Genomic DNA, 20,768 nt, shown 5'->3' with positions numbered 1-20,768 from the left:
GCCGATGTCGATTCAAATATTACCAGCTCAGCTTGCCAATCAGATTGCCGCTGGAGAAGTTGTGGAGCGGCCGGCATCGGTTGTCAAAGAGCTGGTTGAAAATAGTCTGGATGCCGGAGCAACATCCATTGAGGTTGAAATTGATCGGGGTGGGCATAAGCGGATTTTAGTGCGCGATGATGGCAGTGGCGTTTCTAAACAAGAGTTAACGCTGGCTCTGTCACGCCATGCGACCAGTAAATTGGCGACTCAAGATGATTTAGAACATATTGCCACTCTCGGATTTCGGGGGGAAGCTTTGGCGAGTATTAGCTCGGTATCGCGTTTAACCATGACCTCTCGACCTGCGGAACAGGAAACGGCCTGGCAAGCCTCCGCAATGGGGCGTGATATGGCGGTGACCGTCACTCCAGCTGCGCATCCTCAGGGAACCTCGGTTGAGGTTCTGGATCTGTTTTTTAATACCCCGGCGCGTAGAAAGTTTTTACGCAGCGAAAAAACAGAGTTCATGCATATTGATGAACTCATGAAACGGCTAGCACTGAGTCATTACCAGGTCAGTATTAAGTTGACACATAATGGTAAGTTATTACGCCATTATCGGGCGGCTTCGCAATCGGCAGAATATGAGCGTCGGGTCGCTAGTGTGCTGGGAAAAGCATTCATTCGTTCGTCATTACAGTTGGATAATCAGCATCAGTCATTGCATTTATGGGGGTGGCTGGGAACTCCGGAAATTGCTCGAAGTAGCAACGATCTGCAGTATTTTTATGTGAATGGTCGGGTGATCCGGGATAAGTTGATCTACCACGCAATTCGGCAATGTTTTACATCTATTTTAGAGGATGCTCAGCTTTATCCTGCTTATGTCTTGTACCTTGAATTGCCTCCGGAACAGGTTGATGTGAATGTTCATCCGACCAAACATGAAGTCCGGTTTCATCAGGCGCGACTGATCCATGACTATATCCAGCGGGTTTTGCAGGATGTGCTGCATCAGTATCAACCTGAGAATGAGACGATCCAAGCAGCTCCGCCTCGGCATCAGTATACGCCCGCTTCGGAGTTCGAAGAGGCACAACCGATTCGGGAATCCGTTGATCCGAGTGTGGGGTATCAGCCTCAGCCATTACGTTTTCATGAGCAACGTCCGGCATCGGCACAAATTCAGGCTCAGCAGCAATGGCAAATGCCCGGAGCCTCGAATGAGGTTGCAGGAGAAGCGTCGGCGGTTGTTGCTGGTCATTTACGCCCCCTCCAATTACTGAAAGGTCGTTTTTTATGTGTGGGGGATCATATTTCTCAGATAGCTTTATTCGATCTGGGATTGGCTTGGAGTGTTCGGTATCAACAGTTATTTGTTCAGCAGTGGTCGTCAGGAATTACCCGGGCTCCCTTGTTATTACCGCAACTCGTTAGTATTACTGATGAAACCATGAATTGGCTTTCAAACCATGTTAAGCTCATGCAACAGCTTGGGTTTTTGATTCGCTGTGAAGATTCAACACTGATTGTGCTGGAGGTTCCAAGTTGCATGAGGCGGGTCCCTTTGCCGAAAATGCTGGAGTCATTACTCAATATTTTAATGATACAAACGTCTGCTTTGGATGATGAAGCGTGGTTGTGTCAGCAGTTGGCTGAGCAGGCCAGTCAATGGCTACAGTTTAACTGGTCGGCGGCTTTAGGGCTGTATCAGGCCTGTCTGGATGAAAATGGGCAGCTTCCTGTGCATTTGTGTTATGAATTAGATGAACAGAAATTAATAGAGGCAGCTCATTAATGTCGCAACAGCTTTGGGTCATTACGTTAATGGGACCGACGGCCTCGGGGAAAACAGCCCTGGCGATGGCGTTGTCTGAGCGTTTACCTATTGATTTAATCAGTGTAGATTCAGCATTGATATATCGGGGAATGGATATCGGAACGGCAAAGCCGTCGACTGATGAACTCCAGCGGTATCCGCATGCATTAATTGATATCCGGGATCCGAACGAGGTTTATTCCGCGGCTGATTTTCGCCAAGATGTGATTGGGTTAATTGAACAATCCCATCGACAACAGCGGATCCCGCTATTAGTGGGCGGAACGATGTTATATTTCAAAGCCTTGTTGGACGGAATTGCTGAACTTCCTGGGGCTGATGAATCCGTCCGGGAGGCGATTAGTCAAGAAGCCGCATCGGTTGGATGGGAGGCGCTTCATCAGCAATTAGCTCAGTTTGATCCGGTGAGTGCTCAGCGAATCCATCCGAATGATCCACAGCGTTTGATGCGAGCGATTGAAGTGTATCGGTTGTGTGGGCGTAGTTTAACGGAACTAACGGCACCCAAGATACGGCCACTTCCTTATCAATTTTGTCAGTTTGCATTAGAGCCTGCAGATCGTTTGTTATTACATGATCGCATTGAACGACGTTTTGATGCTATGTTAGAGGCGGGCTTTGAAGATGAAGTGGCGCAATTAATGGCCCGCGGTGATTTATCGTTAGCGATGCCATCGATGCGTTGCGTCGGTTATCGGCAAATGTGGCAGTATTTGTCGGGAGAATTCACGGCTGATGAAATGCGTTACCGGGGGATCGTAGCGACTCGGCAGTTGGCTAAACGTCAGCTGACTTGGTTAAAAGGTTGGTCCGGGCTTAATCGCCTGAATTTAGAGGAGCCGGAGCTGTTGGGACAATTACTGGCAGCACTCCCTGAAAATTTGAAAATCCGCCTATAAGGCATCAAGTTACTGGTATATAATTACTTTTGGTGAATGCCAATATATCTACTATAAAAAATAAGGAAAACATCCATGGCTAAGGGGCAATCATTACAAGACCCATTTTTGAATGCGCTACGTCGCGAACGCATTCCTGTTTCGATCTATCTGGTCAACGGCATTAAATTGCAAGGGCAAGTTGAATCATTCGATCAGTTTGTGATTCTGTTAAAGAATACGGTGAGTCAGATGGTCTATAAACATGCTATTTCGACTGTGGTTCCGGCACGACCCGTGCCTCATCATGCTCAGACAGAAACGAACGACGGTTAATGATTTTTCAGGTTTTAAACCTGATATTTAAGGAGTTTTAAAGCTTGTTTGACCGCTATGAAGCTGGTGAGCGGGCCATTCTGGTTCATATTCATTTTTCAACTGAAGATGATCGGGAAGACCTGCAAGAGCTGGAAATGTTAGTCAGCTCTGCCGGCGTGCAGTCGGTATCTGTTGTGACAGGTAGCCGCAATACCCCACATCCCAAATATTATGTTGGCGAAGGTAAAGCTGAAGAAATTGCACAGGCTGTTCGTCAGTATGATGCTAATGTCATTATTTTTAACCATGCCCTTACTCCGGGTCAGGAGCGTAATCTAGAACGATTATGTGAATGTCGGGTATTGGATCGTACCACGCTTATTCTGGATATTTTCGCACAGCGAGCTCGGACGCACGAAGGTAAACTGCAAGTTGAGTTAGCCCAATTGCGACATCTGTCAACGCGTCTGGTGCGGGGATGGACCCATTTGGAACGACAAAAAGGTGGGATCGGCTTGCGGGGGCCGGGGGAAACTCAGTTGGAAACCGACCGGCGGTTATTACGGATCCGGATCAAAAATATTCTCGCTCGTCTTGAAAAAGTCAGTAAGCAACGGGAGCAGGGACGCCGTGCGCGGCAACGGGCGGAAGTTCCAACGGTTTCATTGGTGGGTTACACCAATGCGGGCAAATCGACGCTGTTTAACTATTTGACCGATTCCGGAGTCTATGCTGCCGATCAGTTGTTTGCCACTCTGGATCCAACACTGCGACGGATTGAATTGGCTGATGTCGGACCGGCTGTTTTAGCCGATACAGTTGGCTTTATTCGGCATTTGCCCCACGATTTGGTCGCTGCATTTAAAGCAACGCTACAGGAAACACATGATGCGACTTTATTGTTGCATATTATTGATTGTAGCGATGATCGAGTTGCCGATAACATTGAGCAGGTACAATTAGTGCTCGATGAAATCGGTGCAAGCGATGTTCCTCAGTTGTTAGTCATGAATAAAATTGATCAGTGTGAAGGGATCGAAGCACATATTGATCGTGATGATGAGGGACAACCGCTAAGGGTCTGGATATCGGCTCAACAGGGATTGGGAACCGAGCTGTTATTACAGTCAATCAGTGAACTACTTTCAGGAACAATGGTTGAACAGCAATTGCATTTGGCTCCGACCGAAGGGCGATTGCGCAGCCAACTGTATCAGTTGGATGCTATTGTGGCTGAATCGATTGACGAATCTGGAAATTGGTTACTGGATATTCGTGTTCCTCATATTGAATGGCAGCGGTTGTGCAAACATTATGCAAAACAACTGGGAAATTTTGTCAATTCAATAGAGAGAGACTAAGGTTTAATCAGAACAAACAGCGGAGAATCAAATGGCCTGGAATGAACCTGGCAACAAGGGAAATGGTGATCGTGACCCTTGGGGAAATAAAAACAAAAATCAGGGGCCACCTGATTTAGATGCGGTTTTAGGCAAACTTGGGCGCCGTTTCACTGCTTTGTTTGGCAAAAAGGCTTCGGGTGGACATGGCCGTAGCCCTATTAGCGGCACCGCGTTTGCGATTGTTATCGGCTTGATTGTCATCGTCTGGGTGATTAGTGGTTTTTATACCATTAAAGAGGCTCAGCGTGGGGTCCTGTTGCGTTTTGGATCGTATCAGGGCATGGTCGCTCCCGGATTGCGTTGGAAACCCACTTTTGTGGATAAAGTGATCCCGGTCGATGTCGAGTCGATTCGTTCATTGCCTGCATCCGGGTTTATGTTGACCGAAGATGAGAACGTGGTTCGGGTTGAGCTCGATGTGCAGTACCGGGTGACTGAGCCTGAAAAATATCTGTTCAGCGTCACGAATGCAGATGACAGTCTGCGTCAGGCTACCGATAGTGCGCTGCGTTATGTGATTGGGCATACTTCGATGGATGATATTCTAACGGTCGGTCGTGAGAAAGTCCGTCAGGATACATGGCAGCTCATTGAAAAAATTATTCAGCCTTATGATATGGGGCTTAGTGTCGTGGATGTGAACTTCTTACCGGCCCGGCCGCCTGAAGAAGTCAAAGAAGCCTTCGATGATGCGATTGCGGCTCAAGAAGATGAGCAGACGTTTATCCGTCAGGCAGAAGCTTACAAACGTGAAGTTGAACCTAAAGCTCGAGGCCAGGTACAACGTCTTCTGCAACAGGCCGAGGCCTATAAACAGCAGGCTGTTTTAAAAGCGCAGGGTGAAGTCGCTCAGTTTGACAAATTACTGCCAGAGTATCGTCAGGCTCCTGAAGTCACACGCCAACGGTTATATATGGAAACGATGGAATCTATTTATGGCAAGACGAGTAAAGTGTTCCTCGATTCCAAAAACAACGGCAATTTGTTGTATCTTCCAATCGATAAACTGATGGAGATGCAAAAAAATAAATCGAATGCTGACGATAGTGGACAAATGGTGCCATCGGTGAATCCGTCATCGGATAAACCGGCTCCGAGCTCATCGAATAATTCAGCGCCGCTGCGCAGCAGTGATTCGCGTAGTGACCGGTATGGGAGGGGCTAAGGAATGAAACAGTTTGGTATTATTGTGGCTGTCGTTGTGCTATTGCTGGCTTACTCGTCTGTTTTTGTCGTGCAGGAAGGTCAGCGAGGTATTGTGGTTCAGTTCGGTAAACTTAAACGGGGCAGCAATGATGAGCCTCAGGTTTATAGTCCAGGATTGCATTTTAAAGTACCGTTTATTGATTCGGTCCGAAAATTAGATGCTCGGATCCAGACCATGGATGGGCGTCCTGATCGCTTCTTCACTTCAGAGAAAAAAGATTTGATCATTGATTCTTATGTGAAATGGCGAATCAGTGATTTCGGTCAGTTCTTATTGTCGACTGGCGGGAGTGTAACTCAAGCTGAATCACTGCTGAAACGGAAGATCAATAATGGTCTGCGTAGCGAGATCGGGGGCAGAACGATTAATCAGATTGTCTCGGGTGAGCGCAGTGCGATTATGGAAGAGGCTTTAAAACGTTCGGCTCGTTCTTCGGAAATCGGGGTGACGGTTTTAGATGTGCGTATCAAGCAGATTAATCTGCCGAGTGAGGTGAGCACCAGTATTTACAAACGGATGCGAGCTGAACGACATGCGGTCGCTACTGAGCATCGTTCACAAGGACGGGAACAAGCTGAAATTATCCGTGCGAACGTTGATCGGACCGTATCGGTGATGTTGGCCAATGCGGATCGAGAATCTCGGACGATTCGTGGGGAAGGCGATGCGCAAGCGGCTAAAATCTATGCGCAGGCTTATACGCAGGCCCCCAAATTTTTCGAATTCTGGCGAAGTCTGAATGCTTATCGGAATAGCTTTAAATCAGGCAATGACATTATGGTCATCCAGCCGGATAGTCAGTTCTTTGATGTGATGAAGAAAGGGCCCGATGCGATTAAATAGTTTCGCTTGATAGCCTTGTTCTGAGTTTAAAAAGTCCGGTTAATACCCGGACTTTTTTAGTTTTAGCGTTCAAGATTTGAGTGGAAAAAGGGCGGGGTGCAAACAAATACTATGCCAGTTTGTGGATTTTTTATGGCGAATAATTGTGTGTTTCGTGGGCATTTTAGCTCCCAACCGAAGATTAAATCTGGTAGACTCAATTTTTAACAACTATGCTGAACTTAGGACAATGGGAAAGAATGTAGTCGTCCTCGGCTCCCAATGGGGAGACGAAGGGAAAGGTAAGGTGGTTGACCTTCTGACTGATCAGGCCACCTATGTCGTCCGCTATCAAGGCGGTCATAATGCAGGTCATACACTCGTTATTAACGGTGAAAAAACCGTACTCCATCTCATACCATCCGGTATTCTTCGCAACAACATCACATGTGTTATCGGTAATGGGGTCGTGTTATCGCCTTCAGCATTGCTTGAAGAGATGAATGCACTGGAAGGCCGAGGTGTACCAGTACGCGAACGGTTGATTATCAGTGAGGCTTGTCCGCTGATTCTGCCTTATCACGTGGCCTTAGATGCTGCACGTGAAGCCGCTTTGGGCAAAAATGCGATCGGTACTACCGGTAAAGGCATTGGCCCTGCGTATGAAGACAAGGTTGCTCGCCGTTGTCTGCGTGTTGGTGATCTGTTTGATATGGAACACTTTGCTCAGAAACTGAAAGAAGTGATGGATTATCACAACTTCCAGCTGACTCAATACTACCATGTTGCTCCGGTGAGTTATGACGATGTACTGAAACAAGTGCAGGAACAGGCTCCGATTTTAACGGCGATGGTCCAAGATGTGGCCAGCTTGCTCGATAGCGCCCGCCGTAATGGTGAGAGTGTCATGTTCGAAGGCGCGCAAGGGACTTTACTGGATATTGACCAGGGAACTTACCCGTTTGTGACCTCTTCAAATACGACTGCGGGTGGTGTGGCCACCGGAAGTGGTTTGGGTCCTCGTTATCTTGATTATGTGTTAGGGATTACTAAAGCCTATACTACTCGAGTTGGTGCCGGTCCGTTCCCTACCGAATTGTTCGATGAAATCGGTGAACAGTTGTGTAGCAAAGGGCAGGAGTTCGGTGCGACTACGGGTCGAAAACGCCGTACAGGTTGGTTGGATGCCGTTGCGATGCACCGTGCGATTCAGATTAACAGTATTTCAGGGATCTGCCTGACTAAACTGGATGTTCTGGATGGTTTGAATGAAGTGAAAATCTGCGTGGGTTATAAACTTGCTGATGGTCAGGTCGTTGATGTTCCGCCAATGGCCGCTGAAGGTTATGAACATGTTCAGCCTGTGTTTGAAACATTACCGGGCTGGAGTGAATCAACTTTTGGTCTGAAGTCAAAAGATCAATTGCCCGAAAATGCGCTGAAATATATCGCTCGAATTGAAGCCATTTTAGGTGTTCCGGTCGATATTATTTCAACCGGCCCTGATCGTGATGAGACTATCATTTTGCGTCATCCATTTGCTGCCTAATACAACTAAATTTTGTAAAAAGCGACCGTTAAAGGTCGCTTTTTTTATATCGCTCACATTTTTGCAGCTTTTCATGTTGATTTTTCCATGTAAAGGATGCAGATATTGCCCTTGATCTCTGTCATCACGCCCTTTTTTTCGTTTTTCTCATCATATTTAAAATAACTAATTCTTTTGCCTTATCAGTACATTAAATCTTTTTAGTGATATTTAATTCAATTTTTCGGTGTTGACTGCGAAGTGGTCCCTTGCAAAGGACAAAGAGGCTCCTTAAACTTACTGAGTGGTAAAAAGTGGATCAATGTGGATCATAAAGGATTATCTATCTTATGTTGCGTGGCGCAAATTCGATCAACCTCGATAATAAAGGTCGGCTTACGATACCGACTCGTTATCGTGAGCCGTTGATGGATGATTGCGATGGGCAGCTGATCTGTACCGTGGATATAACATTGCAGTGTCTTTTGCTCTATCCCTTAAATGAGTGGGAAGACATTGAGAAAAAGTTGCGTGGATTGTCCAGCATGAACCGGAAACAGCGACGTTTACAGCGCTTATTACTGGGGTATGCCGATGATTGTCAGATGGATAGAAACGGTCGGATTTTAATTTCGTCGTTATTACGGGAATATGCTCAACTGGATAAGCAGATTATGTTGGTTGGGCAGTTGAATAAATTTGAAATATGGTCTGAGTCCGTTTGGCAGGCTCAGATTACTGAAGATTTGGCATCAATGGATGATGATGATCTGTTAGACGATCAGTTACGGGATTTTTCTTTATAGCATGACGACAGAATTTAGACATAAGACTGTTTTATTGGATGAAGCGGTTGATGCACTGAATATTCATTCCAGTGGAACTTACATTGATGGCACCTTTGGACGAGGGGGTCATAGTCGACTGATTCTATCTAAATTAGATCAGAATGGGCGATTATTGGTCATCGATCGGGATCCTCAGGCTATTGCAACAGCTAATGAGTTGGCGACTGAAGATCCCCGTGTCACGGTATTGCAAGGGCCTTTTTCGGGAATTGAAGGTTATATTCAGGCCCTGAATTTAACCGGAAAGATCGATGGGGTGTTATTTGATCTAGGTGTTTCGTCGCCACAGCTCGATGATGCGAGTCGGGGATTCAGTTTTTTACGCGATGGTCCTTTGGACATGCGGATGGATCCAGAGCATGGCCAGTCAGCCGCACAGTGGCTCAATCATGCCAGCTTAGAAGATATGAGCTGGGTTTTGAAAACCTTTGGTGAAGAACGTTTTGCGAAGCGGATTGCGACGGCGATCGTGGCCCGGCGAGAAGTAGCACCTCTTCAGCGAACTGTTGAGTTAGCTGAGTTGATTAGTGAAGCGATGCCGGTTAAGGAAAAACATAAGCATCCGGCAACTCGTAGTTTTCAGGCCATCCGAATTTATATTAATAGTGAATTAGATGAAATCCAGCAAGCCTTACAAGGTGCTGTTTCTATATTGGCTCCTCAGGGGCGATTATCGGTGATCAGTTTTCATTCACTAGAAGACCGATTGGTTAAACGCTTTATTCGTCAGCAACAGAAAGGGAAGGATTATCCGCCTGACCTGCCGTTGACTGAAGCGCAATTAAATGAAGGCCGGACTTTGAAAGCCATTGGTAAAGCGATGAAGCCATCGGCTCAGGAGGTCGAAGATAATAGTCGTGCCCGAAGTTCGGTATTACGGGTCGCGGAGCGGCTGGTATGAACCAACGTGCTCGAAATCCCAGTCCGTTAAAAATTATCTGGCGGGATCTCAAGCATTTTAAATGGCTATGGATACTGGCTGTCGCTTGTTTGATGACGGCTCTGGCGGTGGTTGTCGTAACACAGAATACTCGGATGCTTATTGTTCAGCGTTCTGAATTAGGTGAGCAACGGGATAGTTTAAATAATGATTGGCGACATTTACTCATAGAAGAAAACGCATTAGATGAACATAATCGAATTGAACAGCTTGCCCAGCAGCGGTTGCAGATGGTCAGGCCGCAACCGGATGATGAAGTCTTAGTGACTCCGTAAAAGATCATGAGACGCAAGCCTAAGTCATCCCAATTATTTATTCGCTGGCGCATTTATATGGTGCTCGGCTCGATTGCGGCTGTCTTTTTGGCTTTGGTTGGTCGAGTCGCTTTTATTCAGGTTGTGGATTCTAAAACCCTGATTACTCAGGGGGACATGCGCTCAGTCCGAACCGAAAAAACGCAAGAGCAACGCGGGATGATCACAGATCGTAACGGCAATGAACTGGCGGTCAGCGTTGCAGTTCGGGCGGTGTGGGCTGATCCGAAGCGTATTGCTCAAACCGATAGTTTAGCGCAGACCCGTAAGTGGAAAGCTTTAGCCGAAGCCTTGCATTTGGACCCGGCTGAACTCCAGCAGCGGATCAGTAATCCCAAACGACGTTTTGTATATCTGAAACGTCAGGTGAATCCTGCGTTAGGTCATTTTATTCAAGAATTGAATCTTCCCGGTGTTTATCTCAAACCTGAATCACGACGTTTTTATCCGGCAGGTGAAATTAGTGCTCATCTGGTTGGTTTTACTAACATCGATGATCATGGTCAGGAAGGGGTTGAACTCGCCTATGACAAATGGCTCACCGGGCAGTCCGGTGAACGAGTTGTCCGAAAAGATCGGCTAGGTCGGACCATTGAAGATCTGTCGGTAATTAAGCAACAACAATCGGGACATGATATTCATTTAAGTTTGGATCAACGGATCCAAACTTTAGCTTATCGGGAGATCAAGCGCGAAGTTGAAGCCTCCGGAGCCACTTCGGGAAGTGTGGTTGTGATTGACATTCATACCGGTGAAGTGTTGGCCATGGCCAATAGTCCTTCGTTTAACCCTAACGATCGCAGCCAGCTCCAAAGCTATCGCTATCGTAACCGAGCGGTCACAGATGCCTATGAGCCGGGCTCGACAATGAAACCATTTACGGTTCTGACTGCCTTAGAGCAAGGCAAGGCGAACCGAAATACCATTATCAATAATAATCCCGGTTATATTTCAATTAGCGGGCATAAAGTCCGGGATGATGAAGTGCTCGGCAATATGACGTTGACGAAGATCCTGGAGCGATCAAGCAATATTGGGGCAGCTACTCTAGCGATTCGAACTGGCGTGATGCCTCTTTTGCATACCTACTATGATGTGGGATTCGGGAATGTTTTGGGATTGGGCCTTGATGGTGAAACGACCGGGGTGATCCCTCAGCGGCGGCGATGGTCTGATTTTGAACTGGCAACGATTGCTTTTGGGTATGGATTGACAGTTTCTCCACTGCAACTGGCGCATGCTTACGCCACTTTAGGCAGTGGTGGTATTAACCGACCGGTTTCGATTCTGAAAGTAGATACACCGCCTGAAGGAAAACGAGTCTTTAGTGAAAAAAATGCTCGAATGGTTTTAAAAATGCTCGAATCGGTAGTCAGTGATGACGGTACTGGTTCTAAGGCCCAGGTTCCCGGATATCAAGTGGCGGGTAAAACCGGTACCAGTCGTAAAGCCCATGCCGGTGGATATAGTGATAACTATGTGGCGCTTTTTGCCGGTGTGGCACCGGTGACACATCCGCGCCTAGCTATCTCCGTGGTCATCAACAACCCGCAAGGCGATCACTATTATGGCGGGCAGGTTGCCGCTCCTGTATTTGCGAAAGTGATGTCCGGTAGCCTTCGTTATTTGAATATTCCACCTGATGGTAATGGGATCCATCTGGTTTCTCTGGATGAATCGTCGGAGTCTAACAATGAAGGCTAAGTTATCACAACTGATGACAGATTGGTTTTCGGCTGATTTAGCCGAGGATGCTCAGCGTATCGAAATTCGCTCGATTGTGATTGATAGCCGTCAGGTTACCTCGGATGCGCTGTTTGTGGCGATTCAAGGGATAGCCAGTGATGGTCGTCGCTATATTGAAGCGGCCATTCACGCTGGAGCTAGTGCGGTATTGGCAGAAACTGAAGATGAGCATGAACATGGTTCACTGCGTTGGTCTCAGCATGTTCCGGTTATCTACTGTTATGATCTTAAAGACCGGTTAGCTCAGTTGGCACGGCGTTATTATGTCGATTTACCCCGATATATCGTGGGTGTGACTGGCACCAATGGTAAAAGTACCACGACGCATTTGATTGCTTCTTTGGCACAACTCTCCGGAATTCAGTCAGCGGTCATGGGAACTTTGGGGAATGGTCGTCTTGGACAGTTAAGTGGAGCGATCAACACGACTGCTGATATTTTTACTATCTACCGTCAGTTACATGAATTTGCGACGCAGGGCATTGAACTGGTGGCAATGGAAGTTTCGTCTCATGGATTAGCTCAAGGACGTGTGGATGGGATCCCATTTAGTGCCGCTGTTTTTACCAATCTAACCCGAGATCACCTTGATTACCACGGAACCATGGAAGCTTATGGTGCGGCAAAAGCGCGATTGTTTGAGATGACTCGAAATCGGGTTCAGGTGATTAATCGGGATGATCCCTTTGGACAACAGTTACTTCGCCAATATGCCGGCGCTATCAGTTATAGCTTGGAATCAGACGCTGACTGGACAGCGCATTTGCTGGCATTGATGCCGACCGGATCAGAAATTGAAATCCACGGCCCTGCTTCGACGCAAACGCTGCAAATTCCGCTATTAGGACGCTTTAATATCAGTAATACCCTTGCCGCCGTGAGTTGTTTAGATGGCTTGGCGTTATTAACGCCATCGATGTTGCAGCTTTGTCAGCAATTGCACAATGTTCCCGGGCGAATGGAACTGTTTACCGGGAATACTCAAGTTGTTGTTGATTATGCGCATACCCCGGATGCTTTAGCGAAAGCACTGCAAGGAGTGAGAGAGCATTGTAAGGGACAACTCATTTGTATTTTTGGCTGTGGTGGGGACCGGGATCGAGGCAAACGACCATTAATGGCCGCAGCGGCTGAACAGAATGCCGATTGGGTGATCGTCACTAATGATAATCCGCGCACCGAATCCCCAGAGGCCATTGTGGCGGATATTTTACCGGGATTTAATGATTTGAAGGCTGTTCGGATCCAGTTGGATCGCCAGCAGGCTTTAAAGGATGCACTGTCACTAGCTGGCGAAACAGACATGATTTTGCTGGCAGGGAAAGGGCACGAAGATTACCAAATTATAGGGCATGAGAAACGTCCGTATGATGAACGACGTATCGTGCAACAGCTTTTGGAGGCGCAACTATGCTAACTATGACACTCGCTCAGATTGCTCAGGTTTGCGCAGGTGAAGTCCGGGGAGACAGTGTCTCGATACATAGTATATCGACCGATAGTCGGCAAATTACTCCGGACCAACTGTTTATCGCTTTAGTCGGTGAACATTTTGATGGTCACAACTATGTTCAGTCTGTGTACGAGCAAGGGGCTCGTGCAGTTTTAGTTGAACATTGGGTGGATATCGATATTGCTCAGGTTCGGGTCGATGATACTCGGATCGCTCTTGGAAAAATTGCTGCATGGCAACGCCAGCAATTTATTGGAACCGTTGCGGCGATTACTGGCAGTAATGGTAAAACCACCGTCAAAGAAATGTTATCCGCTATTTTGCGAACTCAATTCGATGTGCTGGCTACGCAGGGTAATTTTAATAATGATATTGGCCTCCCTCTAACTTTATTGCGATTGACTCCGGAACATCAGGCTATTGTGGTTGAATTGGGGGCTAATCATCCCGGTGAGATCGCTTATACCGTAGGGATCGCGAAACCGGATGTGGCACTGATTAATAATATTGGTGATGCGCATATTGAAGGGTTTGGTAGCCGAGATGGGGTCGCTCAAGCCAAGAGTGAGATTTTTACGCAGCTTGATGAACGCGGTAGTGCCATTTTTGAAGCGAATAGCCCGTATCAGGATTTATTTGTACAGCGGGCGGCACCGGCTCAATGCATGACCTTTGCTCTCGATGCGCCGGCTGATGTGTATACCCAGGCTCGGCAGCGTTTGTCTGATGGTTGTTATCAGTTTGAATTATGGTATCAGCAAAATTCGGTATCAGTACGTTTGCAGGTCCCCGGGGAGCATAGCGTTAAAAATAGTTGTGCAGCTGCGGCTGTCGCCTTGCAAATGGGGATTTCCCTTCCGGTGATCGGGCGGGTGCTCAGTGAATTTAGTGGCGTGGCAGGTCGTTTGCGCCGATTACCGTTAAGTGAATACGTCACTGTGTTTGATGATACTTATAACGCAAACCCTAGTTCATTTACAGCCGCGCTGGATGTGCTTTGTCGGTTCCCCGGTGAAGCGATACTGGTCGCCGGAGATATGGGCGAATTAGGTGAACTTGCGGTAAGTGCTCATCGTCAGTTGGGAGAAGAGATCCATGAACGGCAACTGCGGCTGATGGCAACCGGGCCGTTGATGCAAAATGCGGTGATTGCCGCGGGTGAACGGGGTCATTATTTTGTGACACAATCGCAGCTTCAGCGAAATTTACTGGATGTTTTACAAAAATGCCAACAGGCTGGTCAGCCCTGTTGTGTTGTGATTAAAGGCTCCCGAAGTAGTCAAATGGAGCAAACCGTTCGTTTTTTACAACAACAATTTAATAGGGTCAATTAATGTTAGTTTGGTTAGCTGGGTGCCTTGAACCGTATATCCATGCTTTTGCACTTTTCAGTTATTTATCGTTCAGAGCTATTCTGGGGCTTCTGACGGCGTTGATTTTTGGCTTATGGATTGGTCCTAAAATGATTAGTCGGCTCCAGCAGTTGCAGATCGGTCAGACGGTCCGTGATGATGGTCCTAAAACCCATTTATCCAAATCGGGCACGCCAACGATGGGCGGTACGATGATTATCGGGGCGGTTTTTCTGTCGACGCTGCTTTGGGCTCGGTTGGATAATTCCTATGTCTGGATTATGTTGTATGTGTTCGGTAGCTATGGGCTGATTGGCTTTATTGATGATTACCGGAAAGTAGTACGCAAAAATACCGATGGTTTAGTCGCTCGCTGGAAATATTTTTGGCAGTCAGTGGTGGCTTTAAGTGTCGGTATTTTTATCTATTGCATGGCCGATTCGCCGAGTCAAACCCAGCTGGTATTACCCTTTATTAAAGAAGTAATGCCTCAGTTAGGATGGGTTTTCATTCCGCTAACCTATTTTGTCATTGTGGGCAGTAGTAATGCCGTCAATTTAACCGATGGTTTAGATGGTTTGGCTATTATGCCATCGGTTATGGTGGCTGGGGCCTTTGCGCTCGTAGCTTGGCTGACCGGCAATAGCCACTTTTCAGAATATTTATTTATTCCTTATGTCCCACAAGCGAGTGAATTAGTGATTGTGTGTACGGCTTTGGCTGGGGCGGGGCTTGCTTTCCTATGGTTTAACACCTATCCGGCACAGGTTTTCATGGGCGATGTGGGTTCCTTGTCGATTGGTGCGGCATTAGGGGCTGTGGCCGTGTTGGTACGACAGGAGTTCTTGTTAGTGATTATGGGGGGCTTGTTTGTCGTTGAAACGATTTCGGTCATCTTGCAGGTAGGGTCTTATAAGCTCAGGGGGCAGCGAATTTTCCGGATGGCTCCGATCCATCATCATTATGAATTGAAAGGCTGGCCTGAAACGCGGGTAATTGTACGGTTTTGGATTATTTCATTGATTTTAGTGCTTATCGGGCTTGTGACCCTGAAAGTCCGTTAAGGAGAATAAGATGGCATTAGATCAGACATTGACATATGGCGTGATAGGTCTCGGTCAGACTGGATTATCGGTGGTTCGCTATTTAGTGGCTCAAGATATTACTCCGGTTGTGTTTGATACCCGTGAGCATCCGGCTTTGGCGGATCAATTACCCAAATCGCTCCTTTTACACACCGGCGCACTGGATCAAAAGCTGGTTGGTGAGTGTGATGTATTGATTGTGAGTCCGGGAATTTCGGTGCAGACCCCGTTGTTTGAATCGCTCCGAACTCAGGGAAAACAAGTCATTGGCGATATTGAGTTATTTGCATTGGCGGTGAAGGCTCCGGTGATAGGTATTACTGGGAGTAACGGTAAGACAACGGTTACCACGTTAGTTGGTGAAATGGCTCGGGAAGCAGGGATCCAGGTGGCCGTCGGGGGCAATATCGGAACTCCGGCATTGGATTTATTAGCGCAACCGGCAGCTCTGTATGTGCTGGAATTATCTAGTTTTCAGCTGGAAACTACGGATTCGCTGCAGCTTTGTGGGGCGACGGTTTTGAATGTCAGTGCCGATCATATGAACCGCTACGATGATTTAGCTGCTTATGGTGCGGCGAAACGGCGGATATATCGACATTGCCAGGTTTGTGTTGTGAATGCGGATGATGCTCAAACATATCCTATTGAGCCAGAGCATCTGGTGCAGTTTTCTTTGGCTCAGCAGAGTGATTATTGGATCGGGGGGCTTGAGCCAACGTTGATGGCTGGATCGCAGGCATTGCTCCCTTGTCGAGAATTACGGATGAGTGGTCGTCATAATTGGGCTAATGCTTTGGCCGCCATCGCATTAGGTGATGCAGCCGGGATCCCGAGAGAAGCGATGATCAGCGTTTTGAAGCGTTTTTCCGGATTGGCCCATCGCTGTGAATTAGTTGCGATAACCCGAGGGATTCGTTGGATCAATGATTCTAAAGCGACCAATATCGGCGCAACGGTTGCGGCACTGCAAGGGTTCGCGAATGAACCGGGACAAACTTGGTTGATTGCCGGAGGCGATGGAAAAGGGGCTGATTTCAGTGAATTAGCACCTTGGTTGCAACCGCTTGGCGGCGTGGTTTTATTTGGTCGGGATGCCGATCAGATCCAGGCTGTCTTTCCAAGTGCACAACGAGTCGCTGATTTGGCTGAAGCGATTCAATGGTGTGCGCGTCAGGCACGGGAAGGGGATCGCGTATTATTGTCTCCTGCGTGTGCCAGTTGGGATATGTATAACGGTTTTGAACAGCGTGGCGAGCATTTTCGTCAGTTGGTCGGTGCATTATGAAATCCCTAACGACCCTGCTTTGGCCTGTGAGCGCGATTCGTTGGGTGCTTGACGATCCAGATAAGGATTCGCGGCTCTATGATCGTCAGCTGCTGCTTTTGGCATTGGGTCTGTTGTGTTTGGGACTGGTCATGGTGGCTTCGGCATCAATTGCTGAGAGTATGGCCTTGCATCATCATCCGTTTATTTTTGTGCAGCGCCATGCAGTTTACATTGTGATTTGTTTAGTGGTGATGGCGCTGACGGTGCAAAGCCCGGTGAGTTGGTGGCAACAGCATAATTCGAAATTTTTGCTGGTGGCTATGTTGGCCTTACTGGCGGTGCTGGTCGTCGGACGCAGTGTTAACGGGAGTGCTCGTTGGTTAGGGTTTGGGCCTTTTAACGTACAGCCGGCAGAATTTGCCAAATTGGCTTTGTTTGCCTATTTATCCGGTTATCTGGTGCGTCGGCACCACGAAGTTCGCGAGAATTTGAAAGGGTTTGTGAAACCGCTGGCGGTGTTGTTTGTGTTGGCGATTATGATTCTGGCGCAGCCCGATTTAGGAACGGTCGTGGTGATGTTTGTCACCACGATCGGCATGTTATTTATTGCTGGGGCTAAGCTGGTTCAGTTTTTTGGCCTGTTATTAACGGGCATGCTTTCGGTGGGACTCCTGATTGTGACGGAGCCTTATCGATTACGCCGGGTCACTTCGTTTTTGGATCCTTGGCAGGACCCTTTCGGTAGTGGTTATCAGCTAACCCAATCTCTGATGGCATTTGGTCGGGGACAATGGTTTGGAGAGGGGCTTGGAAATTCAGTACTCAAGCTGGAATATTTGCCAGAAGCACATACCGATTTCGTGATGGCTATTTTGGCAGAGGAACTTGGATTTATTGGCGTTTGTATCGTTTTGCTGTTATTTATCTGGCTCGCTTATAAAGCGATAGCCATTGGTCGTCGGGCTTTGCAAAGCGAACAACCCTTTGAAGGTTATCTCGCTTGCGGGATCGGTATTTGGATTGCTTTTCAAAGTGCGGTCAATATTGGGGCGGCTTCCGGAATGTTACCGACAAAAGGATTAACGTTACCTTTGGTGAGCTATGGGGGCTCCAGTTTACTCGTGATGTCTATCGCAATCGGATTATTGTTACGTATTGATTATGAGTGGCGTTTGGCTCGTCAACCTGCTCATCGGAGGGATGCTTTATGAATCAGCAAGCCCCCCATTTATTGGTGATGGCTGGTGGAACCGGCGGCCATGTATTTCCTGGATTAGCTGTAGCTCGCTTATTACGAGCTCAGGGATGGCAGGTGACTTGGTTGGGAACATCTACCCGGATGGAAGCGGATTTAGTGCCCAAGTATGGCTTTGATATTGAATTTTTAGATATTAAAGGCGTTCGGGGAAACGGCGTGCTTCGTAAGTTAGTGGCTCCCTGGAAGATATTGAAAGCGATTTGTCAGGCTCGTCGGGTGATGAAACGAATTCGTCCGAATGTCGTACTGGGGATGGGGGGATTCGCCAGCGGTCCCGGTGGTGTTGCGGCTCGACTGATGGGGATCCCGTTGTTGATCCATGAACAGAATGCTGTGGCTGGCATGACCAATCGTTGGTTAAGCCGTATGGCGAATCAGGTGTTAACGGCTTTCCCGGGAGTTTTGGACAAAGGGATCGTGGTTGGAAATCCGGTGCGTCAAGATGTATTGGCCGTCGGTCAGCGGGTTCGCATTTTTACACAGAGAATGAATATCTTGATCGTTGGGGGCAGTCTCGGCGCTCAGGTTTTAAATGAACAGCTTCCTGGCGCGATTCAATCTTGTGGCAATTTAGCTCTGCAGGTACGCCATCAGGTTGGGCGAGGCAATGTAGAAGATACGTTGCAACGGTATCGAGCGTTAGGTGTCAATCAGGTTCAGGTTGAAGAATTTATTGATGATATGGCTGAGGCTTATCAGTGGGCTGATTTAGTGATCTGTCGGGCCGGGGCTCTGACGGTCTCCGAGTTAGCGTCGGCTGGATTGCCTGCGGTATTTGTCCCGTTGCCTCATGCCGTTGATGATCATCAAACTCGGAATGCAGCGTTTTTAGCAGATTGTGGTGCGGCTCGAATTTTACCCCAGTCTCAACTATATGCGTTGCAGTTAAGTGAATTATTACAAGAGCTTTCATCGCCACAACTGCGTGAGCAGATGTCCCATAAAGCGCTTGAATTGGCGGTTACCGATGCGGCCCAGCAAGTGGCCGGGATCTGCCAACAGTGGATAAAAAAGAGTAAATAAATGACAAAAGTTGAATTAGCTAAATTACGGTTGATGATCCCGGAAATGCGCCGGGTGAAACGGATCCATTTTGTTGGTATCGGTGGTGCTGGCATGGGCGGTATTGCGGAAGTATTAGCTAATGAAGGCTATCAGGTGACCGGCTCGGATCGGCAGCATAATTTGATGACGGAACGCTTAAGTCGCATTGGTGCCACTATTTTTTATGAACATCATGCTGAAAATGTAGTCGGAGCGAGTGTGGTCGTCGTTTCATCGGCTATTCATGATGATAATCCGGAAGTTTTAGCAGCCAAAGCTCAGCGGATCCCGGTGGTGCGGCGGGCTGAAATGTTAGCGGAGTTGATGCGGTATCGGCATGGGGTCGCCATTGCCGGGACTCATGGCAAAACGACGACGACGAGTTTGATCGCATCGATCTATGCCGAAGCTCAGCGGGACCCAACTTTTGTGATTGGTGGGCTGCTCAATAGTGCTGGGACCAATGCTCGGTTAGGATCGAGTCGTTATTTGATCGCCGAAGCAGACGAGAGCGATGCATCGTTTCTACATTTACAACCGATGATGGCCGTTGTGACTAATATTGAAGCGGATCATATGGATACCTACGGTGGTGATTTTCAGCAGTTGCAGGAAACTTTTATCAAGTTTTTACATAACTTGCCTTTTTATGGGGTTGCTGTGATGTGTGGTGACGATCCAGTGGTTCGTGCATTGATCGAACAAGTTGGGCGTCAGGTGATTACCTATGGTTTTTCCGATGATGTTGATGTGCGGATTGAGAATTTTGAGCAACATCGGGATCGGTGTACTTTCGATGTCATTCGAGTGAATCGGGAACCCTTGTCGATCGATCTGGCGATGCCAGGGCGGCATAATGCGCTTAATGCCGCAGCATCGATTGCGATTGCGAGTGAAGATGGGATCGCCGATGAATTTATTGTGGCCGCGTTGAATAAATTCCAAGGCATTGGCCGTCGCTTTCAGCAATATGGTGAATTTGAAACGGGTCGTGGCCGGGCTATTTTACTGGATGATTACGGTCATCATCCGACTGAAGTGGCGGCAACTATTGCTGCAGCTCGGCAAGCTTGGCCTGATCGGCGTTTAGTGATGGCTTATCAGCCACATCGGTATACGCGGACCCGGGATCTTTATGAGGATTTTATTAAAGTGCTCAGTCAGGTCGATCAGTTGTTACTTTTGGAAGTTTATAGCGCCGGAGAGGAGCCGATTGCTGGAGTTGATAGCCGAGCGCTTTGCCGTTCGCTTCGGCAACGCGGGATCGAACCTATTTATGTTGCATCACCAGAGGAACTGCCGAGATGTTTATCTGAGGTGGTAGCTGATAATGATTTGGTGATTACACAAGGTGCCGGAAATATTGGAATGTTGGCCCGCCGTTTGGCAGAGCTGGAACTGAATATTGACAAAATGAAAGGCTCTGAAGCTGGGCTATAGAAGGATATTCGTGGCCCCTAATTTAAAAATTTGGCTAAAA

Annotated in this window: 18 protein-coding genes; all 18 read left to right on the top strand. The window is 47.7% G+C overall.

Annotated elements, in window-relative coordinates:
* The first annotated feature begins 4 nt into the window (after nt 1-4).
* Nucleotides 5-1,780, top strand: coding sequence for a DNA mismatch repair endonuclease MutL (gene mutL, locus ABUE20_RS17505; protein ID WP_408621246.1), 1,776 nt, complete (start codon nt 5-7; stop codon nt 1,778-1,780).
* Nucleotides 1,780-2,721, top strand: a complete 942-nt coding sequence (miaA, locus tag ABUE20_RS17500) for a tRNA (adenosine(37)-N6)-dimethylallyltransferase MiaA (RefSeq protein WP_408621245.1) — start codon at nt 1,780-1,782, stop codon at nt 2,719-2,721. The genes mutL and miaA overlap by 1 nt, the downstream gene beginning before the upstream one ends.
* 75 nt (nt 2,722-2,796) lie before the next feature.
* Nucleotides 2,797-3,036 carry an RNA chaperone Hfq gene (gene hfq, locus ABUE20_RS17495; RefSeq protein ID WP_408621244.1) on the top strand — a complete coding sequence of 80 codons (240 nt, stop codon included), beginning with the start codon at nt 2,797-2,799 and terminating at the stop codon, nt 3,034-3,036.
* 44 nt (nt 3,037-3,080) lie between these two features.
* Nucleotides 3,081-4,379, top strand: a complete 1,299-nt coding sequence (hflX, locus tag ABUE20_RS17490; protein WP_408621243.1) for a ribosome rescue GTPase HflX — start codon at nt 3,081-3,083, stop codon at nt 4,377-4,379.
* Between the two features lie 31 nt (nt 4,380-4,410).
* Nucleotides 4,411-5,586, top strand: a complete 1,176-nt coding sequence (gene hflK, locus ABUE20_RS17485) for an FtsH protease activity modulator HflK (protein WP_408621242.1) — start codon at nt 4,411-4,413, stop codon at nt 5,584-5,586.
* 3 nt (nt 5,587-5,589) lie between these two features.
* Nucleotides 5,590-6,471: a protease modulator HflC gene (gene hflC / locus ABUE20_RS17480; protein ID WP_408621241.1), complete on the top strand. Its 882-nt coding sequence runs from the start codon at nt 5,590-5,592 to the stop codon at nt 6,469-6,471.
* 229 nt (nt 6,472-6,700) lie between these two features.
* The gene (locus ABUE20_RS17475) at nt 6,701-7,999 is read left to right on the top strand and encodes an adenylosuccinate synthase (RefSeq protein WP_408621240.1); all 1,299 of its coding nucleotides are present in this window, start codon (nt 6,701-6,703) and stop codon (nt 7,997-7,999) included.
* Between the two features lie 329 nt (nt 8,000-8,328).
* Complete coding sequence (gene mraZ, locus ABUE20_RS17470) at nt 8,329-8,784, top strand: division/cell wall cluster transcriptional repressor MraZ (RefSeq protein ID WP_408621239.1); 456 nt, start codon at nt 8,329-8,331, stop codon at nt 8,782-8,784.
* Between the two features lies 1 nt (nt 8,785).
* Entirely contained in the window at nt 8,786-9,727 is a 942-nt protein-coding gene (rsmH, locus tag ABUE20_RS17465) for a 16S rRNA (cytosine(1402)-N(4))-methyltransferase RsmH (RefSeq protein WP_408621238.1), read from the top strand.
* Entirely contained in the window at nt 9,724-10,041 is a 318-nt protein-coding gene (ftsL, locus tag ABUE20_RS17460) for a cell division protein FtsL (RefSeq protein WP_408621237.1), read from the top strand. The genes rsmH and ftsL overlap by 4 nt, the downstream gene beginning before the upstream one ends.
* Nucleotides 10,042-10,047: 6 nt before the next feature.
* Nucleotides 10,048-11,784 carry a peptidoglycan D,D-transpeptidase FtsI family protein gene (locus tag ABUE20_RS17455; RefSeq protein ID WP_408621236.1) on the top strand — a complete coding sequence of 579 codons (1,737 nt, stop codon included), beginning with the start codon at nt 10,048-10,050 and terminating at the stop codon, nt 11,782-11,784.
* On the top strand, nt 11,774-13,243 hold the full coding sequence (gene murE / locus ABUE20_RS17450) for a UDP-N-acetylmuramoyl-L-alanyl-D-glutamate--2,6-diaminopimelate ligase (RefSeq protein ID WP_408621235.1): 1,470 nt from the start codon (nt 11,774-11,776) through the stop codon (nt 13,241-13,243). Before ABUE20_RS17455 ends, murE begins: the two co-directional genes overlap by 11 nt.
* Complete coding sequence (locus tag ABUE20_RS17445; protein WP_408621234.1) at nt 13,237-14,613, top strand: UDP-N-acetylmuramoyl-tripeptide--D-alanyl-D-alanine ligase; 1,377 nt, start codon at nt 13,237-13,239, stop codon at nt 14,611-14,613. Before murE ends, ABUE20_RS17445 begins: the two co-directional genes overlap by 7 nt.
* On the top strand, nt 14,613-15,695 hold the full coding sequence (gene mraY / locus ABUE20_RS17440) for a phospho-N-acetylmuramoyl-pentapeptide-transferase (protein WP_408621233.1): 1,083 nt from the start codon (nt 14,613-14,615) through the stop codon (nt 15,693-15,695). The genes ABUE20_RS17445 and mraY overlap by 1 nt, the downstream gene beginning before the upstream one ends.
* Nucleotides 15,696-15,705: 10 nt before the next feature.
* On the top strand, nt 15,706-17,004 hold the full coding sequence (gene murD / locus ABUE20_RS17435; protein ID WP_408621232.1) for a UDP-N-acetylmuramoyl-L-alanine--D-glutamate ligase: 1,299 nt from the start codon (nt 15,706-15,708) through the stop codon (nt 17,002-17,004).
* Nucleotides 17,001-18,197, top strand: coding sequence for a cell division protein FtsW (ftsW, locus tag ABUE20_RS17430; protein WP_408621231.1), 1,197 nt, complete (start codon nt 17,001-17,003; stop codon nt 18,195-18,197). Before murD ends, ftsW begins: the two co-directional genes overlap by 4 nt.
* The gene (gene murG, locus ABUE20_RS17425; protein ID WP_408621230.1) at nt 18,194-19,267 is read left to right on the top strand and encodes an undecaprenyldiphospho-muramoylpentapeptide beta-N-acetylglucosaminyltransferase; all 1,074 of its coding nucleotides are present in this window, start codon (nt 18,194-18,196) and stop codon (nt 19,265-19,267) included. Before ftsW ends, murG begins: the two co-directional genes overlap by 4 nt.
* Nucleotides 19,268-20,728 (top strand): UDP-N-acetylmuramate--L-alanine ligase, encoded by a 1,461-nt coding sequence (gene murC, locus ABUE20_RS17420; protein ID WP_408621229.1) that lies wholly within the window; start codon nt 19,268-19,270, stop codon nt 20,726-20,728.
* Nucleotides 20,729-20,768: the final 40 nt, after the last annotated feature.

Origin of the sequence: Celerinatantimonas marina (assembly GCF_046054165.1) — a bacterium.
Taxonomy (GTDB): Bacteria; Pseudomonadota; Gammaproteobacteria; order Enterobacterales; family Celerinatantimonadaceae; genus Celerinatantimonas.
The sequence above is the reverse complement of the archived record's forward strand: the minus strand, read 5'-3'. Positions and strand labels throughout refer to the sequence as shown.